Origin of the sequence: Actinoplanes sp. GCM10030250, from assembly GCF_042666575.1 — a bacterium.
Taxonomy (GTDB): domain Bacteria; phylum Actinomycetota; class Actinomycetes; order Mycobacteriales; family Micromonosporaceae; genus Actinoplanes.
The window spans coordinates 78,524-98,273 of sequence record NZ_JBHTDO010000026.1; the positions used below are offsets into that span (position 1 = coordinate 78,524).

A 19,750-nucleotide genomic window follows, 5' to 3' on the forward strand; every position below is an offset into this window, starting at 1 on the left:
ACCGCGACGAGGATGAGCCATGATCGTTGCTAGTTTCCTGCTCATCCCCGTCGCGGTGCTGTTTCTCGCACTGGGTCTGATCAACGGCTCCAGCAGCCTGCTCATAGCTTCGATCGTGGTCAGCCTGCTGGCCGCGGTCGCCCTGGTGATCGGCGCTCGGCAGGCCGCCGCCGCCCGCCGCGACGTGGTCATCGACCCCGCCGGGCCGGCGCCCGAGCCCGCCGGACGGGCCGGCCCGATGCCCGAGCCCGCCGATCCGATGTACGAGCCCGCCGATCCGATGTACGAGCCCGCCGGTCCGATGCCGCAGTCGGCCGGGCGCTCCGCCCCGGAGGCGCCCGTTCGCGGTGACCGCCCCGAGCCCTTCGCGGACGATTCTGCCTCCGCCGTGCCGGGGTTCGCAGGCGATTCGGTGAGGTATGACGACGATCCCGGTCTCGCCGATCAGGTGGGTGCCGCGCACGCTCCGCCGGCCGCGGAACGGTCCCCGGCGGACGCCTACGGGGATGTGGACGAGGCCCGCGCGGCCGGTGCGCGGGACACGGCGGCCCATTTGGGTGACGAGCGGGAGCCGGTCGTGCCCGGTGCCGCAGACTACGCCCAAACTGACTCGGCACCTCATTCCGGCCAATCCGCTCCGGGCCAATCTGCTCCGGGCCCATCTGCTCCGGGCCAATCCGCTCCGGGCCCATCTGCTTCCGGCCAATCCGATTCCGGTGAGACCTCCGGGGATTACCGGCAGGCGTCGTCCACGATCGACGCGGCCCGCAGCGCCGGTGGCGAGGACCACCGCTGGCGCCGGCCCGCGGAGCCGTCGCCCGATGCTCCCGACGAGTTCGCCGAGCCGGACGACGACGATCCCGACGACGAGCCGCTGCCGCAGTCGGTCCGGCCCGCCGACGCGGTGCTGATCGCCCGGCTGGATCTCGAGGTGCTGGTGGTCGACGGGCGGCCGCGCTACCACCTGGCGGACTGCCCGCATCTGGTCGGCCGCCTGACCGAGCCGCTGCCGGCGAACGAGGCCGTCGAACTCGGCTTCAGCCCGTGCGGGTTGTGCCGTCCGGTGGACCGGCTGGTCGCCACCGTGGCGCATCGCTGATCGTGGCCGATCGGCGTTCCACTGCCGGTGACTCGGTTCCGGGTCCGGCGGCGTGACAAGTTGTCGGCGAACTTCACGTTCCGTATCCTTGCCACCCACAGGAGGGCGCGGCGGACTTTCAGCCGCGCCATTTGCGCAGCTGGGGGAAGATCTACGGCGGCGACCGTCCCACCGGGGTGAGCGGCACCGCGCGCCGCCGGACGGACACGGGGATTTGAGACAAGAGGGACAGCGGTAACGGCTCGCACCGGCCCTGCTCCCTCCCGACCGCTGATCGCCGCGCACGAGCGCGGCCGAGGGAGCGACGATGGCGAAGGCATCCGACACCCGGACCGGCACGACCGGCGGCTCGGCCGTCAGGCGCGACCGCAGCGACGCGGAGACCGAGGCGATCCACCGGGCTCTGGTCGCGCGGCTCGACGAACTTCAGTCCGAGTACGATCAATCGCTCAGCGAGATCACCGAGTTGCAGCGCGAGCGGTTCGCCGACTCGGCCGGGGACGACCAGGCCGACACCGGCACCAAGACGTTCGAGCGGGAGCAGGAGATCACGCTGGCCAACAACCTGCTCGAGCGGATCACACAGGTGGAACGCGCCATCGATCGGCTCGGGGCGGGCAACTACGGTTGGTGTGAGCGGTGCGGCAACCAGATTCCGGTCGAGCGACTGGCCGCGTTCCCGTCCGCGACGCTCTGTGTCTCTTGTAAGCAGTTGGAGGAACGACGCTGAACGCCGACGAGCCAGCGCCCGTGGAGCATGCTCCCCGGTTCGCGCCCCGTGCCGTGGTCGTGCTGGCCGCAACCGCGGTGATCGCCGTGGCGGTCGACCAGTGGACCAAGCACCTCTCCACGGAAAACCTGGAACCGGGTGAACCGGTCCGCATCCTCGGCGGGCTGATCCACCTGTCCCTGCTGCGCAACAGCGGGGCGGCGTTCAGCTTCGGTAGTTCGTACACCTGGGTCTTTCCGCTCATCACCCTGGTGGTGGTCGGCTGGATCGGGTGGATGGCCACCCGCCTGCGCTCGCTGCCCTGGGGGCTCGCGCTCGGCCTGGTGCTGGGCGGCGCGCTCGGCAACCTGATCGACCGGCTGTTCCGGGCGCCCGGCTTCCTGCACGGCCACGTGGTCGACATGATCAGCGTGTTCGGGCCGTACGGGGAGTATTTCGCGGTCTTCAACGTCGCCGACAGCTGCCTGAGCGTGGGTGTCGTGCTCGCGGTGCTGCTGGAGCTGACCGGGCGGCAGCGCGACGGCAGCCGCCTGCAGACCAAGAAGACCAAGCCGCAGCCGGCCGCCGGTAAGACCGAGGAGACAGCATGAGCGGGCAGAGATCCCTTCCGGTGCCGGACGGCCTCGACGGGATGCGGCTCGACCAGGCCGTGTCCCGCCTCTTCGGGCTGTCCCGGACCGCTGCCGCGACCCTCGTCGAGGCCGGTGACGCGCTGGTGGACGGCATACCGCGGCCCAAATCGGACAAGGTCTCCGCGGGCTCCTGGCTCGAGGTCACCCTGCCCGCACCGGTGTCGGCCCCGGTCCTCGTCGCGGAGCCGGTGCACGGCCTCGGCATCGTCTACAGCGACGACGACATCGTGGTGGTGGACAAGCCGGTCGGTGTCGCCGCGCACCCGAGCCCCGGCTGGACCGGCCCGACCGTCGTCGGTGGCCTGGCCGCGATGGGGCAGAACGTCGCCACCGGCGGCGCCGCCGAGCGGCAGGGCGTTGTGCACCGCCTCGACGTCGGCACCACCGGGCTCATGGTGGTGGCCAAGAGCGAGGTGGCCTACAGCGCGCTGAAGCGGGCGTTCAAGGAGCGCGAGGTCGAGAAGCGCTATCACGCAGTGGTCCAGGGGCACCTGGACCCGCTGCGCGGCACCATCGACGCGCCGATCGACAGGCACCCGACGGCCGACTACCGGTTCGCCGTCATGTCGGGCGGCAAGCCCAGCGTGACCCACTACGACACCCTCGAGGCGTTCCGCTCGGCGAGCCTGGTCGACGTGCGCCTGGAGACCGGGCGGACGCATCAGATCCGGGTGCACTTCTCGGCGATGCGGCACCCCTGCGCCGGCGACCTGACCTACGGCGCCGACCCCACCCTGGCGACCAGGCTCAAGCTGGAGCGCCAGTGGCTGCACGCCCGGGAACTCGCCTTCGTACACCCCCGGACGCACGATGAGGTTCGGTTCGTCAGCGACTACCCTGACGACCTGAAATACGCGCTGGACGTCCTGGAGGACGCCGGCTGACCGTCATGTGAATGGGTTGCCTGTGTTCTCCGCAGCGGAAAGGCGTAGCTCGCTCCGGTTGCAGATCATGACCGGAGTGGCGGTGGCGGCTACCGTCACCCTGGTGCTCGCCGTCGTCTGGGTGGACCGGGAGCTGCCGTCGGGGGAGGACCCCGGCGAGGTGGTCCGGGTCGGCGTGGTCGAGGGCCAGTCGGTCACCGGCTATCTGGAGAACTCGCGGCACGAGATGGCCGGGCTCACCGACCCCTCGGCGCCGGTGTCCGGCGAGACGTGGGCGCTGGTCAGCCTCCGGGCGTACGCGACGCCGGGCCGACTGGGTGTGCTGCTGTCCGACGCCGCGGTGGCGCAGGTCTACGCGCGGGTGCCGCTGGTGGACGCGCGGACCCAGGTGACCCGGATCCCGGTCTACGAGATGCCCGGCGACGTGAGTTCGGGGATGCTCGACGTCGCCCTCGCCCGGGATCAGGAGCAGGCGGAATACCTGAGGCTGAGCCGGGCGCTGGAGGGCTCCGGGCGTAACGAGGTGCGGCTGCGGGCGACGTATGAGGCGGCCGCTCGTACCGCGGCGCGGGAGGCGGCCGCTTTCCGGGCCGGGTGTGAGTGCGTCTTCGCCGCTGTGGTCCGGGCGACCCCGGAGGTGCTCGACCGGCTGGTGCGCCGGCATGGGGTGCGCTCGGTGGATCCGGCGCCGGAGGTGCGGCGCCTTGATCGTACGGAGTTCCGGCCCCCGCTGCCGGAGGAGGACGGGACCGTCCGGGCTGACCCTTCGGGGACTCCTGTGCCATCCACTGTGACGCCGGTTGCGATCGGGACGCCGTCGCCTATACCGTCGTCGATCGGTATCCATGTGACATCAACCTCACCCCAGTTTTCGGGCGCGAAGTCGTCCCCGGCCGTATTGCCTTCCGAGGAACCGCTTGCCGTACCCTCAGCACCGGACGCGAGTCCTGCTCGCGAAGGGTTCGGTGTGTCTTCAGAAGCATCCAGTGACGCATCCGGCCGTTAAGTTCTGCGTCTGCGAAACGTTCGGGTGGATGCACGTGCACGACCAGCGTGCCGCTATGTGATCAAGAACGACCGGAGGATGGGCGCTCGGTCGGTGGCCCGAATAGGGTTCTCATCCGTAGCCTGTCAGGGGCGAGGACGACGTCCTCGCCCGAACCTTGCCGGGCGACAACCGACGCCGAGTTCGTTCATCGGGTAGGCGCAGAAGGGACGAGCCGTGGACGGGACCGAGACCGGCTGGGGCCGGCCTGCGGAACCAGCCCCGCGCTGGCGGGCGCTGCTCGACCGTGCCCGGCATGGGAACCGCAGCGAGGAGCCGGAGGAGACCCCTCCGCAGCAACAGCAGAGGGACCAGCAACAACCGACCCGTGGATCGGCCTCTGTCGAGCGCCGCCCGTTCAACCCGCTGGACCCGCGATCGGCCCAGCAGGCCGCGGCGGAGCGCCGCGCGACCGAACGTCCCGCCGAGGCGCCGGCCGAGCGCGCGATGCCGCAGCGGCCGATCAACCCGCTCGACCCGCGCTGGCAGTCGCGCCGCGAGGCCGAGCAGCCGAACAGCTTCTTCGAACCGGGCGCGCGCGGTGCACCAGCACCCGGGCAGGCACCGGCGCAACCACCCGCTCCCGCACAGCCGCCCGCCCGAGACTACGGAGCGGGCGCGGGCTATGCCGCCCCGGCGCGTGAGTATCCGCCGAACGGGTACGCGCCCGGCAGCGGTTACCCGCAGCAGCCGAACGGTTATGCGCCGCCGGCCGCCAACGGTTATGCCGCCGGTGCCACCGCGTACCCGCCGGCTCCCGCCGCACCGGCCTATCCGCCGGCACCCGCCGTTCCGGCCGCGCCCCGCCTGCCCGCGATGCCGCCGGTCGCCCAGCCCGTGCAGCCGGTGACGCCCGTGCCGCCCGCGTCGGCGGCGTCGGTCTCCCCGTCCACCACGGGTGCCCGGATCGAGTGGCGGCAGAGCCGCAGCGACGACGGGATGGACCGCGCTGTCTCGGTGATGCGCCGCAAGCTCGGCAAGCCGCGGGTGCTGGCGTTCGCCAACCCCAAGGGCGGCGTGCACAAGACGACAGCCACCGTGCTCGCCGCGGCCACCATCGGCAGCGTGCGCGGCCGTGGCGTGCTCGCCTGGGACGACAACGAGCTGCGTGGCACCCTCGGCCTGCGGGCCGGGAGCGCGAGGCACGCGCGGACCATAAAACATCTCCTCGTCGACCTGATGCGGATCGAGAACCTGCACGGCGACGCGCTGCTCCAGGAGCTCGACGCCTACCTGCGGCACGCCTCCGACGGGTCCTACGACGTGCTCGCCGGTGAGGAGAACCCGCGGTTCGCCCAGCGGCTCGACCAGGGCACTGTCCAGCGGGTGATGGACCTGCTCCGGCGTACGCATGATGTGATCTGCGTCGACACCGGCAACAACGTGGAGAGCGTGAACTGGCAGACGGTCATGCGGACGGCCGACCAGCTGGTGATCACCACGGTGCCGCGCGAGGACGCCGCCTTCACCGCCGACTGGATGCTCGACGTGCTCGAGGAGAGCGGGATGGGCGAGATGGTGTCCAACGCCGTGACGCTGATCTCCTGCCCGTCGCCGGGTCACCTGCCGCTGCTCGAGGACTTCAAGAAGCACTTCGCCACACGGACGCGGGCCGTCGCCGTGGTCCCCTACGACCCGGCGCTCGAGGTCGGCTCGTCGATCGAGTACGCGGACCTGCAGAACGAGACACGCCAGGCGTGGCTGCGCGCGGCGTCGACGATGCTGGAGCCCTTCGCGGAGTAGGTTTTCGTCGTACGTCCGGGCTACGCTCTCGGCGCCGTCAACGGAAAAAGGGGGTTCCGGGTGTCTGACTCGTTCGTGCACCTACATGTGCACACCGAGTATTCGATGCTCGACGGGGCGGCCCGGATCAAGGAACTTCTGGCGGAGGCGAAACGGCTGGGCATGCCGGCCGCCGCCATCACCGACCACGGCAACATGCACGGCGCGTTCGACTTCTACACGCAGGCCAAGGCCGCGGGCGTGATCCCGGTGATCGGCGTCGAGGCCTATGTGGCGCCCGAGTCGCGGCTCACCAAGAGCCGGATCAAGTGGGGCCGTCCGGAGCAGAAGAGCGACGACATCTCCGGTAACGGTGCGTATACGCACATGACGATGTGGGCGCGCAACGCGGTCGGGCTGAAGAACCTGTTCCGGCTCAACTCGCGCGGCTCCATCGAGGGCCAGCTCGGTAAGTACCCGCGGATGGACTTCGACATCATCGCGGAGCACGCCGAGGGCATCATGGGCACCACCGGCTGCCCGTCCGGCGCCGTGCAGACCCGGCTGCGGCTCGGCCAGTTCGACGAGGCGCTCAAGTCCGCGGCGAAATATCAGGAAGCGCTCGGCAAGGACAACTACTTCCTCGAGATCATGGACCACGGCCTCTCCATCGAGAAGCGGGTCCGCGACGGCCTCCTGGAGATCGGCAAGAAGCTCGGCATCCCGCCGCTGGTCACCAACGACTCCCACTACGTGCACGAGGCTCAGTCCGAGGCGCACGACGTGCTGCTCTGCGTGCAGACCGGCAGCAACGTCGCCGACCCGAACAGGTTCCGCTTCGACGGCTCCGGATATTTCGTGAAGTCGGCCGACCAGATGCGCGCGGTGGACTCGTCCGAGGCGTGGCAGGACGGCTGCCGCAACACCCTGCTGGTGGCCGAGAGGGTGGACACCGAGGGGATGTTCACCTTCAAGAACCTGATGCCCCGCTTCCCGATCCCGGACGGTTACTCCGAGGAGGAGTATTTCCGGCACGTCGCGTTCGAGGGTCTGCGCAAGCGCTTCCCCGACGGCATCCCCGAGACGCACGTCAAGCAGGCGGAATATGAGCTGGGCGTCATCATCCAGATGGGCTTCCCGGCGTACTTCCTGGTGGTCGCCGACTTCATCCAGTGGGCGAAGAACAACGGCATCGCGGTCGGGCCGGGCCGCGGCTCGGCCGCCGGTTCGCTCGTGGCGTACGCGATGGGTATCACCGACCTCGACCCGCTGCCGCACGGCCTGATCTTCGAGCGGTTCCTCAACCCCGAGCGTGTCTCGATGCCCGATGTCGACATCGACTTCGACGAGCGCCGGCGCGGTGAGGTCATCCGTTATGTGACGGAGAAGTGGGGCGACGACAAGGTCGCTCAGATCGCCACCTTCGGCACGATCAAGGCGAAGGCCGCGATCAAGGACTCGGCCCGGGTGCTCGGTTACCCGTTCGCGGTCGGCGACCGGATCACCAAGGCCATGCCGCCGGACGTGATGGGCAAGGGCATCACCCTCGGTGGCATCTTCAACAAGGACGACAAGCGGTACAACGAGGCCGGTGAGATCCGCGGCCTCTACGAGACCGACCCGGACGTCAAGAAGGTGATCGACACCGCGCGCGGCATCGAGGGCCTGATCCGGCAGACGGGTGTGCACGCGGCGGGCGTCATCATGTCCGCCGAGCCGATCATCGATCACATCCCGCTCATGCGCCGGGCCACCGACGGTGTGATCATCACGCAGTTCGACTACCCGACCTGCGAGACGCTCGGCCTGCTGAAGATGGATTTCCTCGGCCTGCGAAACCTGACGATCCTCGACGACGCGGTCAAGAACATCGAGCTCAACCACGGCAAGGGCATGGACCTGCTGGCCCTGCCGCTGGACGACAAAGCGGCGTACGAGCTGCTGGCCCGCGGCGACACGCTAGGCGTCTTCCAGCTCGACGGTGGCCCGATGCGCTCGCTGCTGCGGCTGATGAAGCCGGACAACTTCGAGGACATCTCCGCGGTCCTGGCGCTCTACCGCCCCGGCCCGATGGGCGTCGACTCGCACACCAACTATGCGCTGCGCAAGAACGGCCTCCAGGAGATCACTTCGATCCACCCCGGCCTGGGTGACTCGCTCAAGGAGATCCTCGAACCGACGTACGGCCTGATCGTCTACCAGGAGCAGGTGCAGCGCGCCGCCCAGATCCTCGCCGGTTACACGCTCGGCCAGGCCGACCTGCTGCGCCGCGCCATGGGTAAGAAGAAGAAGGAGATCCTCGACAAGGAGTTCATCCCGTTCCGGGACGGCTGCCGGGCCAACGGATATCCCGACGACGCCATCCAGGCGGTGTGGGACGTCCTGGTGCCGTTCGCCGGCTACGCCTTCAACAAGGCACACTCCGCGGCGTACGGGCTGGTCTCCTACTGGACGGCGTATCTCAAAGCGCACTACCCCGCCGAGTACATGGCCGGTCTGCTCACCAGCGTCGGTGACGACAAGGACAAGATGGCCGTCTACCTGGCCGAGTGTCGCCGGATGGGCATCCAGGTGCTGCCGCCCGACGTGAACCAGTCCGCCGGCCCGTTCACCCCGGTCGGCAAGAACATCCGCTTCGGCCTCGGCGCGGTCCGCAACGTCGGCGGCAACGTCGTGGAGGCGGTCGTCCGCTGCCGGAAAGAAAAAGGCGACTATGCGGACTTCTACGACTTCCTGTCGAAGGTGGACGCGGTGGCCTGCAACAAGCGGACCATCGAATCGCTGATCAAGGCGGGCGCGTTCGACTCGATGCGGCACAGCCGTAAGGGCCTGCTGGCCGTGCACGCCGAGGCGATCGACGCGTACGCGGACGTCAAGCGCAACGAGGCGGCGGGCCAGTTCGACCTGTTCGGTGCGTTCGGCGACACCGTCGGCGGTTCGTCGGCCACGGTCGCGATGCCGACGATCGGCGACACCGAGTGGGACAAGCGCGACAAGCTGGCCTTCGAGCGGGAGATGCTCGGCCTCTACGTCTCCGACCACCCGCTCGCCGGCCTCGAGGTGATGCTGCAGAACGCCGCGGACACCAGCATCGCCGCGCTCAACGAGGACGGCTCGGTCCCGGACGGCCAGGTCGTCACGCTCGCCGGCATCCTCACCGGAGTCCAGCGGCGGATCACCAAGCAGGGGCGCGCGTGGGCGTCGGCGACCCTGGAGGACCTGGCGGGTGGCGTCGAGGCGCTGTTCTTCCCGAACACCTACGAGCTGGTCGGGCAGTACATCGCCGAGGACGCGATCGTGGTGGTCAAGGGCCGGATCGACAGGCGTGACGACCAGGCGCGGATCATGGCGATGGACATGTCGATCCCCGACGTCACGCACAACCCGGACAGCAAACCGGTCACCCTGACCATGCCGATCACCCGGTGCACGCCGCCGCTGGTCGACGAGCTCAAGGAGATCCTGGTGAGCCATCCGGGGGACACCGAGGTGCACGTCCACCTGCAGAACGGCAGCCGGACGACGGTGATGCGCCTCGGTGGCGTCCGCGTCGCGCCGACACCGGCGCTGCGTGCCGACCTGAAAACCATCCTCGGCCCTTCGGCCGTGGCCTGAGCGCCGCGGCGGATCTGGAAGGATCGTAGGGTGCACCCCAGTCACGAGCCGGCCGGGCCGTCCTACCTGCCTGATCCGCTGCCCGGCGACGCCGCGCCCGCACCGGGCCGGGACCAGCCGTGGCGGCTCGAGGGCGAGCGCCGCCCGTGGCGCCGGACCCTGGTGGTCACCGCCGGCGTTCTGGCGGTGATCAGCGCGCTCGGTGTGCCCTTCGGGCTGCTCTGGGCGTGGCTCGCCCCGGGCGTACCGGTGATCGACATCGGCGACAGCGGTGTGGTGGTCAACGACCCCTCGCCCGAGCAGTACATCGCTGCCGACGGCTGGTTCACCCTGCTCGGCCTCGCCTTCGGGGTGCTGGCGGCGGTCGCGGCCTGGCTGGTGCTGCGCCGCGATCGGGGCCCGTTCCTGCTGCTCGGCGTCGTGGCCGGCAGTGCCGTCGCCGGGCACTGGGTGGCTCCCGCGATCGGTGAGCTGATCGGGCGCGGCGATTACGAGCAGTGGCGTAACTCCGCGGCGCAGGGCGCCACGTACTTCGCGCCGCCCGAGGTGCACTCGCTCGGGCCGACACTGGTTCCGGCGTTCGCCGCGGCTATCGTGCTGACCCTGCTGGCCGGCTGGTCCAACGACCCGGACCTGGATCTGCCCGGTGCGCAGCCGGGCTACGGCGCCAACCATCCGGATGCCTACCCTGCCTACCCTGCCTACCCGGCCTATCCGTCCTACCCGGGGTACGACCCGGACGCGCCGGCGCCTGTGCCGCAGGGGACGCCCTATGTCGGTCCGGTCTCGCCCTACGGCGCGGGGCCGGAGCCGGATGGTGGGCGGTCCTCGGGGGAGCCGGTCGCTGGTGGTGCGTGGGCGACGGGTCCGTCAGCGGGTGGTAACGCCTATCCGGGCGGTGATGCCTCGCGGGACGATGATGAGGTCCCGGTGGCCATCGGCCATGGATATGCCGATGACGAGCAGCCCGCCGCTGACCAGGCGGCCGAGACCGCCCCGGACAAGGGCGGGTCCAGCACGGGCGGGCCTGTCGCGGGTGGGCCTGTCGCAGGTGGGCCTATCGCGGGCGGGCCTGTCGCGGGCGGGCCCATCGCGGGCGGGGCCTGGGCTACCGGGCCGACGACCGGGGGAAACGCGCGCCAGGACGAGGAGAACCCGGGCCGGAGTTGAGCCCCGCGGGAAGGCGCTAGTTGGGGCTGGCTGGGCGTGCCAGGTCGGAGAGTGGCACCGGTACGGCCCGTACCCGGGCGAGCAGGCCCGCCTCCCGGTTGAGCAGCCGCAGCTCGGCCCGCAGCCGGCTCGCGGTGTCGGGCATGGCGAGCAGGAGCTGGCGCTCCTCGACGGTCAGCTGGGCAGTGGCGGCGACCAGATGGGACAGCACGGTGGGGTCGTCCGGCACCTGGTCGAGCATCTCGCTGTTGGGGCGGAGAAGGTCGAGGTAGGTGCGGAAGGCGGTCAGCACGCGCGGCGCGAGCAGCTGGGCGATCTCGCCAGCCTCCTCTTCCTCGGGCAGCCAGCGGACCTGCGCGGTGAGGTACGGCTCGGAGCCCTGATCCACGCTGACGACGCTGAACCGCCGCCGGCCGACCGTCATGATGTCGAAGCGGCCGTCCGGCAGCTCGGTGACGTGCCGGAGTTCGGCGGTGCAGCCGACGTCGTACAGATCGGCGGCGCTCACCGCCGGGGCCGCCGGGACCGGGTCGTCGTCGCCCGGCTCGGGTGCCACCTCGCTGCCGTGCTTGAGGGTGACCACGCCGAACTCGTGCGGTGTCTCACCCGACTGCGCCACCAGCTCCCGCACGAGGGTGCGATAACGCTCCTCGAAGATGTGCAGGGGCAGCACCAGACCGGGAAAGAGCACCGTGCTCAGCGGGAAGACCGGCAGCCGATCGCTCACGCGTTCAGCCTAGTCATAGCCTGACCTTGGTCAACCCGGCGCGGCGGCGCGAGTACGCCGGGTGTCCGCCGATCATGATCGATATCACCGGGAACGGTGTCTCACGTCTCAACGCCTGGGCCCGGGAGTTGCGGTCGATAACCCGGTTCCGTGGCCGCCTAGACTGGGCGTGTGCTGAATCGGATCGACCTGCGCGGCTCCCGCCGGGACCCGCGAGGACTGCTGCCCCGTGCCCAGCTCGACGTCTCCGTGGCGGTCGAGCGGATCCGCCCGGTCGTCGAGGCGGTGCATCAGCATGGTTTCAGCGCGATCCGGGAGGCGACGGAGCGGTTCGACGGTGTCCGGCTGGAGCGCCTGCGGGTGCCGGCCGAGGCGATCGCGGCCGCCGCCGAGACGCTCGAGCCCGAGGTTCGTGCCGCGCTGCTCGAGGTGATCAAGCGGGCCCGCACGGTGCACTCCGACCAGCGGCGCACCGACGTGACCACCCAGGTGGTGGACGGCGGCACGGTCACCGAGCGGTGGATCCCGGTGCGCCGGGTCGGTCTCTACGTGCCGGGTGGCCTGGCGGTCTACCCGTCCACCGTGGTCATGAACGTGGTGCCCGCCCAGGTGGCGGGGGTCGAGGGGCTGGTCGTGGCGTCGCCGCCGCAGACCTCCAACAACGGCCTTCCGGATTCGCGGGTGCTGGCCGCCTGTGCGTTGCTCGGCGTCGACGAGGTCTACGCGGTCGGTGGTGCTCAGGCGATCGCGATGCTGGGATATGGGTCGGACGGTGCCGACGAGACCGACCGGTGCGAGCCGGTTGATGTCATCACCGGGCCGGGCAACATCTGGGTCACCGCGGCCAAGCGGCTGCTGCGCGGCACCGTCGGCATCGACGCGGAGGCCGGCCCGACCGAGATCGCCGTTCTGGCCGACGAGACCGCCGACCCGCGGCACGTCGCCGCCGACCTGGTCAGCCAGGCCGAGCACGACCCGCTCGCCGCGAGCGTCCTGGTCACCGACTCGGAGTCGCTCGCCGAGGCGGTCGAGATCGAGCTGGAGAAGCAGGTCGCGGCCACCCGGCACGAGGAGCGGGTGCGCACCGCGCTGACCGGCGACCAGTCGGGTGTCGTGCTCGTCGACGACCTGGAGCAGGGTCTCGCTGTCGTCGACGCCTATGCCGCGGAGCACCTGGAGATCCAGACGCGGAACGCGCGGGAGTGGGCCATGCGGGTCCGCAACGCCGGTGCGATCTTCGTGGGTGCCTGGGCGCCGGTGTCACTCGGTGACTACGCGGCCGGGTCGAACCACGTGCTGCCCACCGGCGGCTGTGCCCGCCACTCGTCCGGCCTGTCGGTGCAGTCGTTCCTGCGTGGCATCCACGTCGTGGAATACACCGAGGAGGCGCTGCGCGACGTCGCGGGCCACGTGGTTGCCCTGGCGAACGCGGAGGATCTGCCCGCACACGGTGATGCTGTAAAAGTTCGCTTTCAGTCCGATTCAGGGTGGCGGGCGGGGCGGTTGGACGGGTTCGGCGGATGACCACCATCGACGATCTTCCGATCCGGGACGACCTGCGCGGCCAGACGCCCTACGGCGCACCGCAACTCGACGTCGCGGTCCGGCTGAACACCAACGAGCACGCGTTCGCGGTGCCCGAGGTGGTGGTCGAGGCCATGGCGAAGATGCTGCAGGACGAGCTCGCCGACCTGAACCGCTACCCCGATCGGGACGCCGTCGCCCTGCGCACCGACCTCGCCGCCTACCTGGGTCACGGGCTCACGCACCACGGTGTGTGGGCGGCCAACGGCTCCAACGAGGTGCAGCAGCAACTGCTCCAGGCGTTCGGCGGGCCGGGGCGGACGGCGCTGGGCTTCGGCCCGTCCTATTCGATGCACCCGCTGCTTGCGGCCGGTACCGGCACCCGCTGGATCGGCTCGCTGCGCGACCCGGACTTCGGCCTGCGTCCGGAGGCGGCGATCGCCGAGATCGAGAAGCACGACCCGGACATGGTCTTCCTCTGCTCGCCGAACAACCCGACCGGCACGGCCCTGGACCCGTCGGTGATCGACGCGGTGCTCGGTGCGGCGCGGGGCATGGTGCTCGTCGACGAGGCGTACTTCGAATATGCCCGCAGCGGCACCCGCAGCGCGATCGAGCTGCTGCCGGGGCACCCGCGCCTGGTGGTGACCCGGACCATGAGCAAGGCGTTCGGGTTCGCCGGCGGGCGGCTGGGCTATCTCGCCGCTGATCCGGCAGTGGTCGACGCGGTCCAGCTGGTGCGCCTGCCGTACCACTTGAGCGCCCTGACCCAGGCCGCCGCACGGGCCGCGATCTCGCAGAGCGCCGCGCTGCTGGCAGGCGTCGAGGAGATCAAGGTGCAGCGCGACCGCATCGTCGCCACGCTGCGAGCGAGGGGTGTGCGGGTCGCCGACTCCGACGCCAACTTCGCGCTGTTCGAGGCCGGCGGGGATCAGAGGGCCGCGTGGCAGGCGTTCCTCGACCGGGGCGTGCTGATCCGTGACGTGGGCCTGGCCGGCTGGCTGCGGGTGACCGCCGGCACCGAATCCGAGACCACCGCATTCCTGAACGCCGCCGAGGAGATTCTGTCGTGAGCCGCTCTGCGCGGATCGAGCGCGTGACCAACGAGACCAAGGTGCTGATCGAGATCGATCTCGATGGCACCGGACAGGGCGACCTGAGCACGGGTGTGGGCTTCTACGACCACATGCTCAACCAGCTCGCCAAGCACGGCGGATTCGACCTCACGGTGCGGACCGAGGGCGACCTCGAGATCGACTCGCACCACACCATGGAGGACACCGCGATCGCGCTCGGCGAGGCCTTCTCGAGGGCGCTCGGCGACAAACGGGGCATTCGACGGTACGGGTCGGCCACGATCCCGATGGACGAGGTGCTGGTCCGGGCCGCCGTCGACCTGTCCGGCCGGCCGTATGTGGTGCACGACGAGCCGCTGCTCACGCCGTACATCGGCCCGGTCTACGCGACGAGCATGACCCGCCACATCTTCGAGGCGTTCGGCCACGCGGCCAAGGTGACCCTGCACGTGGACGTGCTGCGCGCCTGCCGGCCCGGCGGCCACCCGGACGCACACCACGTGGTGGAGGCCCAGTTCAAGGCCTTCTCGCGGGCGCTGCGCGAGGCCGTCGAGATCGACCCGCGCAACGCCGGTGCGCTGCCCTCCACCAAGGGGATGCTGTGATCTCCCTGGTGCTGTTCGCGCTCGCGGGCATCCTGGTCGGCGGCGTGGTCCAGCTGGTCAAGTCGGACGCCACCAAGTTCAGCGTCGGCCTCACCGCGGTGCTGGCGCTGCTCGCCACGGCCGGCGGGTTCGCCTGGTGGCCGTCCGGGGAGGCGTAGTGGGTGCGAACGTGGTGATCCTCGACTACGGGTCGGGGAACCTGCGCTCGGCGGAGCGGGCGGTCGCGCGTACCGGTGCGGACGTGACGGTGACCAGCGACCTGGAGGCGGCGGCTGCCGCGGACGGGCTCGTGGTGCCCGGCGTCGGTGCCTACGCGGCGTGCATGGCCGGAATCGATCAGCTCGGTGCCGGCCCGGTGATCGCCGATCGGGTGGCGGCCGGCAAACCGGTGCTCGGCATCTGCGTCGGCATGCAGATCCTGTTCGACTCGGGAGTGGAGCACGGCGTGGAGACCAAGGGCCTCGGGCTGCTGCCCGGCTCGGTCACCAAACTCTCCGCCGAGCGGATCCCGCACATGGGCTGGAACACGGTGAGCGTCGCCGGGGGTTCGAGGTTGCTGGCGGATCTGGCTATCGGATCCCGGTTCTACTTCGTCCACTCGTACGCCGCCCAAGATCTTGATTTGCTGGTGCAAGCCGGTGCCCAGGTGACGAGCGCGAGTCATGATCTGCCGTTCGCGGCAGTGGTCGAAGCGGGTGCGCTCAGCGCCGCGCAGTTCCACCCGGAGAAATCGGCGGACGCGGGGTTTGCGCTGCTCAGCAACTGGGTCGCCGGGCTTGAGTAAGGAACGTCAGCGGCGCCGGGCCGAACGGCTCGCCGTCCTCGAGCGTGACAAGGCCGTGCGGGCCCGGAAGGTCGCCCGCAGGCAGCGCCGCCGAGCCCTGGTCACGTCGCTGAAACCGCGCTTCGGCAAGTCGGGCCGGCTCTATCACCGCAGCCTGCGCCAGCGGATCGGCATCGTGGTCGGCACGGTGCTGGCGGTGGCGGCGGTCTGGCTGCTGATCCCGGATCTCGCTCTTCGCATCATCCTCACCGCCATGCTCGTCCTCGCGGTGCCGGCCCTCGTCGTCGTGGTGTTCGGCCGCCGTGCCTAGTCTTGATTCGCTCTCCAAGGGAGAAAGATGACCCTCCAACTGCTGCCCGCCGTCGACGTCGCCGACGGTCAGGCCGTCCGCCTGGTGCAGGGCGCCGCCGGTTCCGAGACCGCCTACGGCGACCCGCTGGAGGCCGCTCTGGCCTGGCAGAACGACGGCGCCGAGTGGATCCACCTGGTCGACCTGGACGCGGCGTTCGGCCGGGGGTCCAACGCGGAACTGCTCGCCGGTGTGGTGAGCCGCCTCGACGTGAAGGTCGAGCTCTCCGGCGGCATCCGCGACGACGAGTCGCTGACCCGGGCTCTCGCCACCGGCGCGCAGCGGGTCAACATCGGCACGGCCGCCCTGGAGGACCCGGAGTGGTGCGACCGGATCTGCGGCGAGTACGGCGACCGGGTGGCGATCGGGCTGGACGTGCGCGGCCGTACCCTGTCGGCCCGCGGCTGGACCCGCGACGGCGGTGACCTCTACGAGGTGCTGGCCCGGCTCGACAAGGCCGGCGCGTCGCGGTATGTCGTCACCGACATCACCAAGGACGGCACCATGCGCGGCCCGAACCTGGAGCTGCTGCGGGAGGTCTGCGCCGCCACCGACAAGCCGATCATCGCCAGCGGTGGTGTCTCCACCCTGGACGACCTGCGCGCGCTCGCCACTCTGGAGCCGGTCGGGGTGGAGGGTGTGATCGCCGGCAAGGCGCTCTACGCCGGCGCGTTCACCGTGCGCGAGGCGCTCGACGTGCTCTCCTGACTCCTTCGCCACGCTTCACGCACTGCCTCCTCGGCGGCCCGGATGGCGGGCCGGGCCGCTGACGAGTCACGCCAGGCGACCACGACGCGCCGGGTGGGTGTCGGCGTCACCTTGACCAGGCGGACGCCCTCCGGCAGCGCGGGCCGGGCCAGCCGGGGCAGCAGCGCGATCCCCAGCCCGGCCGCGATCAGCGTCAGCTGGGTCTCGAACTCGCCGACCTGGAAGTCCGGCACCAGGCCAGGCAGCCTCCGGACCAGGTGCTCGTAGCAGATCTCGCCCGCCCGGACCGCGATCCAGCGCTCGTTGCGGGCCGCCTCCAGCGTGGTCGTGCCGGTGAGCCGGTGCCCGCTCGGCACGATCAGGTCGGCGTGGTCGGCGCCCAGCTCCACCCGGGAGATCCCCTCGGGGTAGCGCAGCGCAACCTCCGGCCAGTCGTCGAGCAGGGCCAGGTCGACGTGGCCGCGGCGGAGCATCTCCAGGCCCTCGTGCGGGTCGACCTCGATCAGGCCGATGCTGAGTTTCGGGTGGGCCGCGGCGAGGCGGTGCAGGGCGAACGGCATCAGGGCGCGGCACGCGGTGGCGAAGGAGGCCACGGTGAGGCGGCCGGTGACCGTGTCGCGGTGTGCGGCGAGCGCCGCCTCGGCCTCGTCGACGCCGGCCAGCACTCGCTCGGCGTGACCGGCGAGGACGCGGCCGGCCTCGGTGAGCCGCAGCCGCCTGCCGTCCTTCTCGACGAGGGTGGCGCCCGTCTCGCGCTCCAGTTTGGAGATCTGCTGGGAGATCGCCGACGGCGTGCAGTGCAGGGCCTGGCCCGCGGCGAGCACCGTACCGTAGCTGGCCACCGCATGCAGGGCCCGCAGCCGGCCCAGGTCAATCATGTAGCGATGCTACATCCTGGATGTAGGTTGTTTTGCTGGTGCTTAACGGTCGGCGGCGCGAGGCTGAACGCCATGAGACCGCGTGACCTAGCCATCGCCGTCGCCGTGGCGGCCGTCTGGGGCGTCAACTTCGTCGCCATCGACGCCGGCCTGGACCACTTTCCGCCGCTGCTGTTCTCCGCACTGCGCTTCGGCCTGGCGGCCTTCCCCGCGGTGCTGTTCGCCGGCCGCCCCCAGGTGCCGTGGCGATGGGTCGTGATCGTCGCCCTGGTGCTCGGCGTCGTCAAGTTCTCGCTGCTCTTCGGCGGGATGGCGGCCGGGATGCCGGCCGGCCTCAGCTCGCTGGTCCTGCAGAGCCAGGCGATCTTCACGATGATCCTCGCGACCCTCTTCCTGCGGGAGCGCCCGCGCCCGGTGCAGATCGCCGGGCTCGTCGTGGCCACCGCCGGAGTGCTCGTGGTGGCCACCCGGATGGGCGCCAATTTGCCTGCCTTCCTGCTCGTCGTCGCCGCGGCCGCGACCTGGGGCGTCTCCAACATCGCCACCCGCAAGGCCTCACCACCGGACGCCCTGCGTTTCATGGTCTGGGTCAGCGCGCTGGCGACCGGCCCGCTCATCGTCCTCACCCTGGTGGTCGACGGTCCGGCCGCCGACCTCGCCGCGCTGCGCGCGATCGACACCGAGGCGGTCCTGGCGCTGCTCTACATCGCGCTGATCTCCACTCTCGCCGGCTTCGCCGGATGGGGATATCTCATGCAGACGTACGGGGCAGCCACCGTCGCGCCGTTCTCCATGCTGGTCCCGTTCTTCGGCATCGCCTCGGCAGCTCTCGTCCTCGGCGAACCCGTCTACGCGGTCGACGTCATCGGCGGGGTCCTCGTCATCGGCGGCGTGCTCCTGGGCCTGGTCAGGTCACGCCCGGCCGTGCTCGTTAGGGTTGAGGCATGACGGTCGCGGTACGAGTGATCCCCTGCCTGGACGTGGACGCCGGACGGGTGGTGAAAGGCGTCAACTTCGTCGACCTGCGGGATGCGGGCGACCCCGTCGAGCTGGCGTCGGCGTACGACGCGGCGGGTGCCGACGAGCTGACCTTCCTCGACGTGACGGCCTCCTCCGACGACCGGGGCACGATGCTCGACGTCGTCCGGCGTACCGCTGAGACGGTCTTCATCCCCCTGACCGTCGGCGGCGGCGTGCGTTCGGTGGAGAATGTGGACGTGCTCCTGCGCGCCGGTGCCGACAAGGTCGGGGTGAACACGGCGGCGATCGCCCGTCCCGAGCTGATCAGCGAGATCGCCGAGCGGTTCGGCAACCAGGTGCTCGTGCTCTCGCTGGACGTGCGCCGCTCGGATTCCCAGCCGAGCGGCTGGGAGGTCACCACGCACGGTGGACGCCGCAGCGCCGGGCTGGACGCTGTCGAGTGGGCCGCCCGGGTGGCCGAGCTGGGCGCCGGTGAGATCCTGCTGAACTCGATGGACGCGGACGGCACCAAGGCCGGCTTCGACCTGGAGCTGATCCGGGCCGTGCGTGCCGTGGTGGACATCCCGGTGATCGCGAGCGGTGGCGCGGGCGCGGTGGAGCACTTCCCGCCGGCGGTCGAGGCGGGGGCGGACGCGGTGCTGGCAGCGAGCGTGTTCCACTTCGGAGACCTGACCATCGGTGAGGTCAAGGACAGCCTCCGGGCGGCGGGAAATCCGGTCCGCTGAGGTCTGTCCGCGCTATCTGCCGTCTGCGAGCCGGTGGCTGTACTCGCGGACGGCAGCCGCGTAGGTCGGCTCGTCCAGGGACCAGTCGGCGTAACCGGGCTCGGCGGCCCGGTTCAGCTGCGATTGCAAGGTCATCACGGCTGACGAGAGGCCACTGAACGGGCGGGTCCGCCACAGCTGCTCACCGGCCGGGGCGACCTCGATCATGTCGTCCTCGACTGTGATCAGCCCGGCACCGGCGAGGCGGCGGATCGCCTCCTCCAGCTCGTCGCGGCTGGGGACGCTGTGGTGCAGGAAGTCGGCCGCGGCCAGCAGGTCGGCAAGGGTCGCACCGGTCACCGGGAGGGCGGCGTGCAGCGCCCGATCGCGTTCCAGTCGCTCGGCGATGACCGCGGAGACGAAGATCCAAGCGTCGTTCCAGTGCCAGCCGCCGACCCCCATATCGTCATGATGCCGTGCCGTCGGCGTACCCGGAAGCGAATGTGTCCGGATGATC

The 19,750-nt window shown here is 70.6% G+C and carries 20 protein-coding genes; 17 read left to right on the top strand and 3 right to left on the bottom strand.

Going from position 1 to position 19,750, the window contains the following annotated elements; translation table 11 throughout:
* The first annotated feature begins 19 nt into the window (after positions 1-19).
* From ACFQV6_RS29025 to ACFQV6_RS29060, 8 genes are all read left to right on the top strand, one after another.
* The gene (locus ACFQV6_RS29025) at positions 20-1,099 is read left to right on the top strand and encodes a hypothetical protein (protein WP_378030781.1); all 1,080 of its coding nucleotides are present in this window, start codon (positions 20-22) and stop codon (positions 1,097-1,099) included.
* A 307-nt stretch (positions 1,100-1,406) separates the two neighbouring features.
* The gene (locus ACFQV6_RS29030; protein WP_378030782.1) at positions 1,407-1,829 is read left to right on the top strand and encodes a TraR/DksA family transcriptional regulator; all 423 of its coding nucleotides are present in this window, start codon (positions 1,407-1,409) and stop codon (positions 1,827-1,829) included.
* The gene (gene lspA, locus ACFQV6_RS29035; RefSeq protein WP_378030847.1) at positions 1,826-2,419 is read left to right on the top strand and encodes a signal peptidase II; all 594 of its coding nucleotides are present in this window, start codon (positions 1,826-1,828) and stop codon (positions 2,417-2,419) included. Before ACFQV6_RS29030 ends, lspA begins: the two co-directional genes overlap by 4 nt.
* Entirely contained in the window at positions 2,416-3,345 is a 930-nt protein-coding gene (locus ACFQV6_RS29040; protein WP_378030783.1) for an RluA family pseudouridine synthase, read from the top strand. Before lspA ends, ACFQV6_RS29040 begins: the two co-directional genes overlap by 4 nt.
* Positions 3,346-3,412: 67 nt before the next feature.
* Complete coding sequence (locus tag ACFQV6_RS29045; protein WP_378030784.1) at positions 3,413-4,351, top strand: hypothetical protein; 939 nt, start codon at positions 3,413-3,415, stop codon at positions 4,349-4,351.
* Between the two features lie 216 nt (positions 4,352-4,567).
* The gene (locus ACFQV6_RS29050; RefSeq protein WP_378030785.1) at positions 4,568-6,133 is read left to right on the top strand and encodes a MinD/ParA family protein; all 1,566 of its coding nucleotides are present in this window, start codon (positions 4,568-4,570) and stop codon (positions 6,131-6,133) included.
* Between the two features lie 60 nt (positions 6,134-6,193).
* Positions 6,194-9,727: a DNA polymerase III subunit alpha gene (dnaE, locus tag ACFQV6_RS29055; RefSeq protein WP_378030786.1), complete on the top strand. Its 3,534-nt coding sequence runs from the start codon at positions 6,194-6,196 to the stop codon at positions 9,725-9,727.
* A 30-nt stretch (positions 9,728-9,757) separates the two neighbouring features.
* Complete coding sequence (locus ACFQV6_RS29060; RefSeq protein ID WP_378030787.1) at positions 9,758-10,897, top strand: hypothetical protein; 1,140 nt, start codon at positions 9,758-9,760, stop codon at positions 10,895-10,897.
* Between the two features lie 16 nt (positions 10,898-10,913).
* Here ACFQV6_RS29060 and ACFQV6_RS29065 read toward each other — a convergent pair whose 3' ends face one another.
* Positions 10,914-11,624 (bottom strand): LON peptidase substrate-binding domain-containing protein, encoded by a 711-nt coding sequence (locus ACFQV6_RS29065; RefSeq protein WP_378030788.1) that lies wholly within the window; start codon positions 11,622-11,624, stop codon positions 10,914-10,916.
* A gap of 171 nt (positions 11,625-11,795) precedes the next feature.
* Between ACFQV6_RS29065 and hisD the strand changes: the two genes are divergently transcribed.
* Genes hisD through priA form a run of 7 tightly spaced genes read left to right on the top strand, consistent with a single transcriptional unit; the run spans position 11,796 to position 16,670 of the window.
* Positions 11,796-13,148, top strand: coding sequence for a histidinol dehydrogenase (hisD, locus tag ACFQV6_RS29070; RefSeq protein ID WP_378030789.1), 1,353 nt, complete (start codon positions 11,796-11,798; stop codon positions 13,146-13,148).
* On the top strand, positions 13,145-14,221 hold the full coding sequence (locus ACFQV6_RS29075) for a histidinol-phosphate transaminase (protein ID WP_378030790.1): 1,077 nt from the start codon (positions 13,145-13,147) through the stop codon (positions 14,219-14,221). The genes hisD and ACFQV6_RS29075 overlap by 4 nt, the downstream gene beginning before the upstream one ends.
* Positions 14,218-14,829: an imidazoleglycerol-phosphate dehydratase HisB gene (gene hisB, locus ACFQV6_RS29080; RefSeq protein ID WP_378030791.1), complete on the top strand. Its 612-nt coding sequence runs from the start codon at positions 14,218-14,220 to the stop codon at positions 14,827-14,829. The genes ACFQV6_RS29075 and hisB overlap by 4 nt, the downstream gene beginning before the upstream one ends.
* On the top strand, positions 14,826-14,987 hold the full coding sequence (locus ACFQV6_RS29085) for a hypothetical protein (RefSeq protein ID WP_378030792.1): 162 nt from the start codon (positions 14,826-14,828) through the stop codon (positions 14,985-14,987). The genes hisB and ACFQV6_RS29085 overlap by 4 nt, the downstream gene beginning before the upstream one ends.
* On the top strand, positions 14,987-15,613 hold the full coding sequence (gene hisH, locus ACFQV6_RS29090; protein ID WP_378030793.1) for an imidazole glycerol phosphate synthase subunit HisH: 627 nt from the start codon (positions 14,987-14,989) through the stop codon (positions 15,611-15,613). Before ACFQV6_RS29085 ends, hisH begins: the two co-directional genes overlap by 1 nt.
* A complete protein-coding gene (locus tag ACFQV6_RS29095; RefSeq protein ID WP_378030794.1) occupies positions 15,606-15,923 on the top strand; it encodes a hypothetical protein in 318 nt (105 codons plus the stop codon). Before hisH ends, ACFQV6_RS29095 begins: the two co-directional genes overlap by 8 nt.
* Positions 15,924-15,950: 27 nt before the next feature.
* Positions 15,951-16,670 carry a bifunctional 1-(5-phosphoribosyl)-5-((5-phosphoribosylamino)methylideneamino)imidazole-4-carboxamide isomerase/phosphoribosylanthranilate isomerase PriA gene (priA, locus tag ACFQV6_RS29100; protein ID WP_378030795.1) on the top strand — a complete coding sequence of 240 codons (720 nt, stop codon included), beginning with the start codon at positions 15,951-15,953 and terminating at the stop codon, positions 16,668-16,670.
* On the opposite strand, the gene ACFQV6_RS29105 is transcribed toward priA, so the two are convergent.
* Positions 16,622-17,548, bottom strand: a complete 927-nt coding sequence (locus ACFQV6_RS29105; protein ID WP_378030796.1) for a LysR substrate-binding domain-containing protein — start codon at positions 17,546-17,548, stop codon at positions 16,622-16,624. The genes priA and ACFQV6_RS29105 overlap by 49 nt on opposite strands.
* 72 nt (positions 17,549-17,620) lie before the next feature.
* Between ACFQV6_RS29105 and ACFQV6_RS29110 the strand changes: the two genes are divergently transcribed.
* Positions 17,621-18,496: an EamA family transporter gene (locus tag ACFQV6_RS29110; RefSeq protein WP_378030797.1), complete on the top strand. Its 876-nt coding sequence runs from the start codon at positions 17,621-17,623 to the stop codon at positions 18,494-18,496.
* A complete protein-coding gene (gene hisF, locus ACFQV6_RS29115; protein WP_378030798.1) occupies positions 18,493-19,254 on the top strand; it encodes an imidazole glycerol phosphate synthase subunit HisF in 762 nt (253 codons plus the stop codon). Before ACFQV6_RS29110 ends, hisF begins: the two co-directional genes overlap by 4 nt.
* 12 nt (positions 19,255-19,266) lie before the next feature.
* Here hisF and ACFQV6_RS29120 read toward each other — a convergent pair whose 3' ends face one another.
* Positions 19,267-19,695 carry a hypothetical protein gene (locus ACFQV6_RS29120; RefSeq protein ID WP_378030799.1) on the bottom strand — a complete coding sequence of 143 codons (429 nt, stop codon included), beginning with the start codon at positions 19,693-19,695 and terminating at the stop codon, positions 19,267-19,269.
* Between the last annotated feature and the right edge of the window lie 55 nt (positions 19,696-19,750).

Bases quoted from the DNA above. Each gene is read 5' to 3' on its own strand.
- ACFQV6_RS29025 (WP_378030781.1), top strand. From the start codon at position 20: ATGATCGTTGCTAGTTTCCTGCTCATCCCCGTCGCGGTGCTGTTTCTC.
- ACFQV6_RS29030 (WP_378030782.1), top strand. From the start codon at position 1,407: ATGGCGAAGGCATCCGACACCCGGACCGGCACGACCGGCGGCTCGGCC.
- ACFQV6_RS29040 (WP_378030783.1), top strand. From the start codon at position 2,416: ATGAGCGGGCAGAGATCCCTTCCGGTGCCGGACGGCCTCGACGGGATG.
- ACFQV6_RS29045 (WP_378030784.1), top strand. From the start codon at position 3,413: ATGACCGGAGTGGCGGTGGCGGCTACCGTCACCCTGGTGCTCGCCGTC.
- ACFQV6_RS29075 (WP_378030790.1), top strand. From the start codon at position 13,145: ATGACCACCATCGACGATCTTCCGATCCGGGACGACCTGCGCGGCCAG.
- priA (WP_378030795.1), top strand. From the start codon at position 15,951: ATGACCCTCCAACTGCTGCCCGCCGTCGACGTCGCCGACGGTCAGGCC.
- ACFQV6_RS29105 (WP_378030796.1), bottom strand. From the start codon at position 17,548: ATGATTGACCTGGGCCGGCTGCGGGCCCTGCATGCGGTGGCCAGCTAC.
- ACFQV6_RS29110 (WP_378030797.1), top strand. From the start codon at position 17,621: ATGAGACCGCGTGACCTAGCCATCGCCGTCGCCGTGGCGGCCGTCTGG.
- hisF (WP_378030798.1), top strand. From the start codon at position 18,493: ATGACGGTCGCGGTACGAGTGATCCCCTGCCTGGACGTGGACGCCGGA.
- ACFQV6_RS29120 (WP_378030799.1), bottom strand. From the start codon at position 19,695: ATGGGGGTCGGCGGCTGGCACTGGAACGACGCTTGGATCTTCGTCTCC.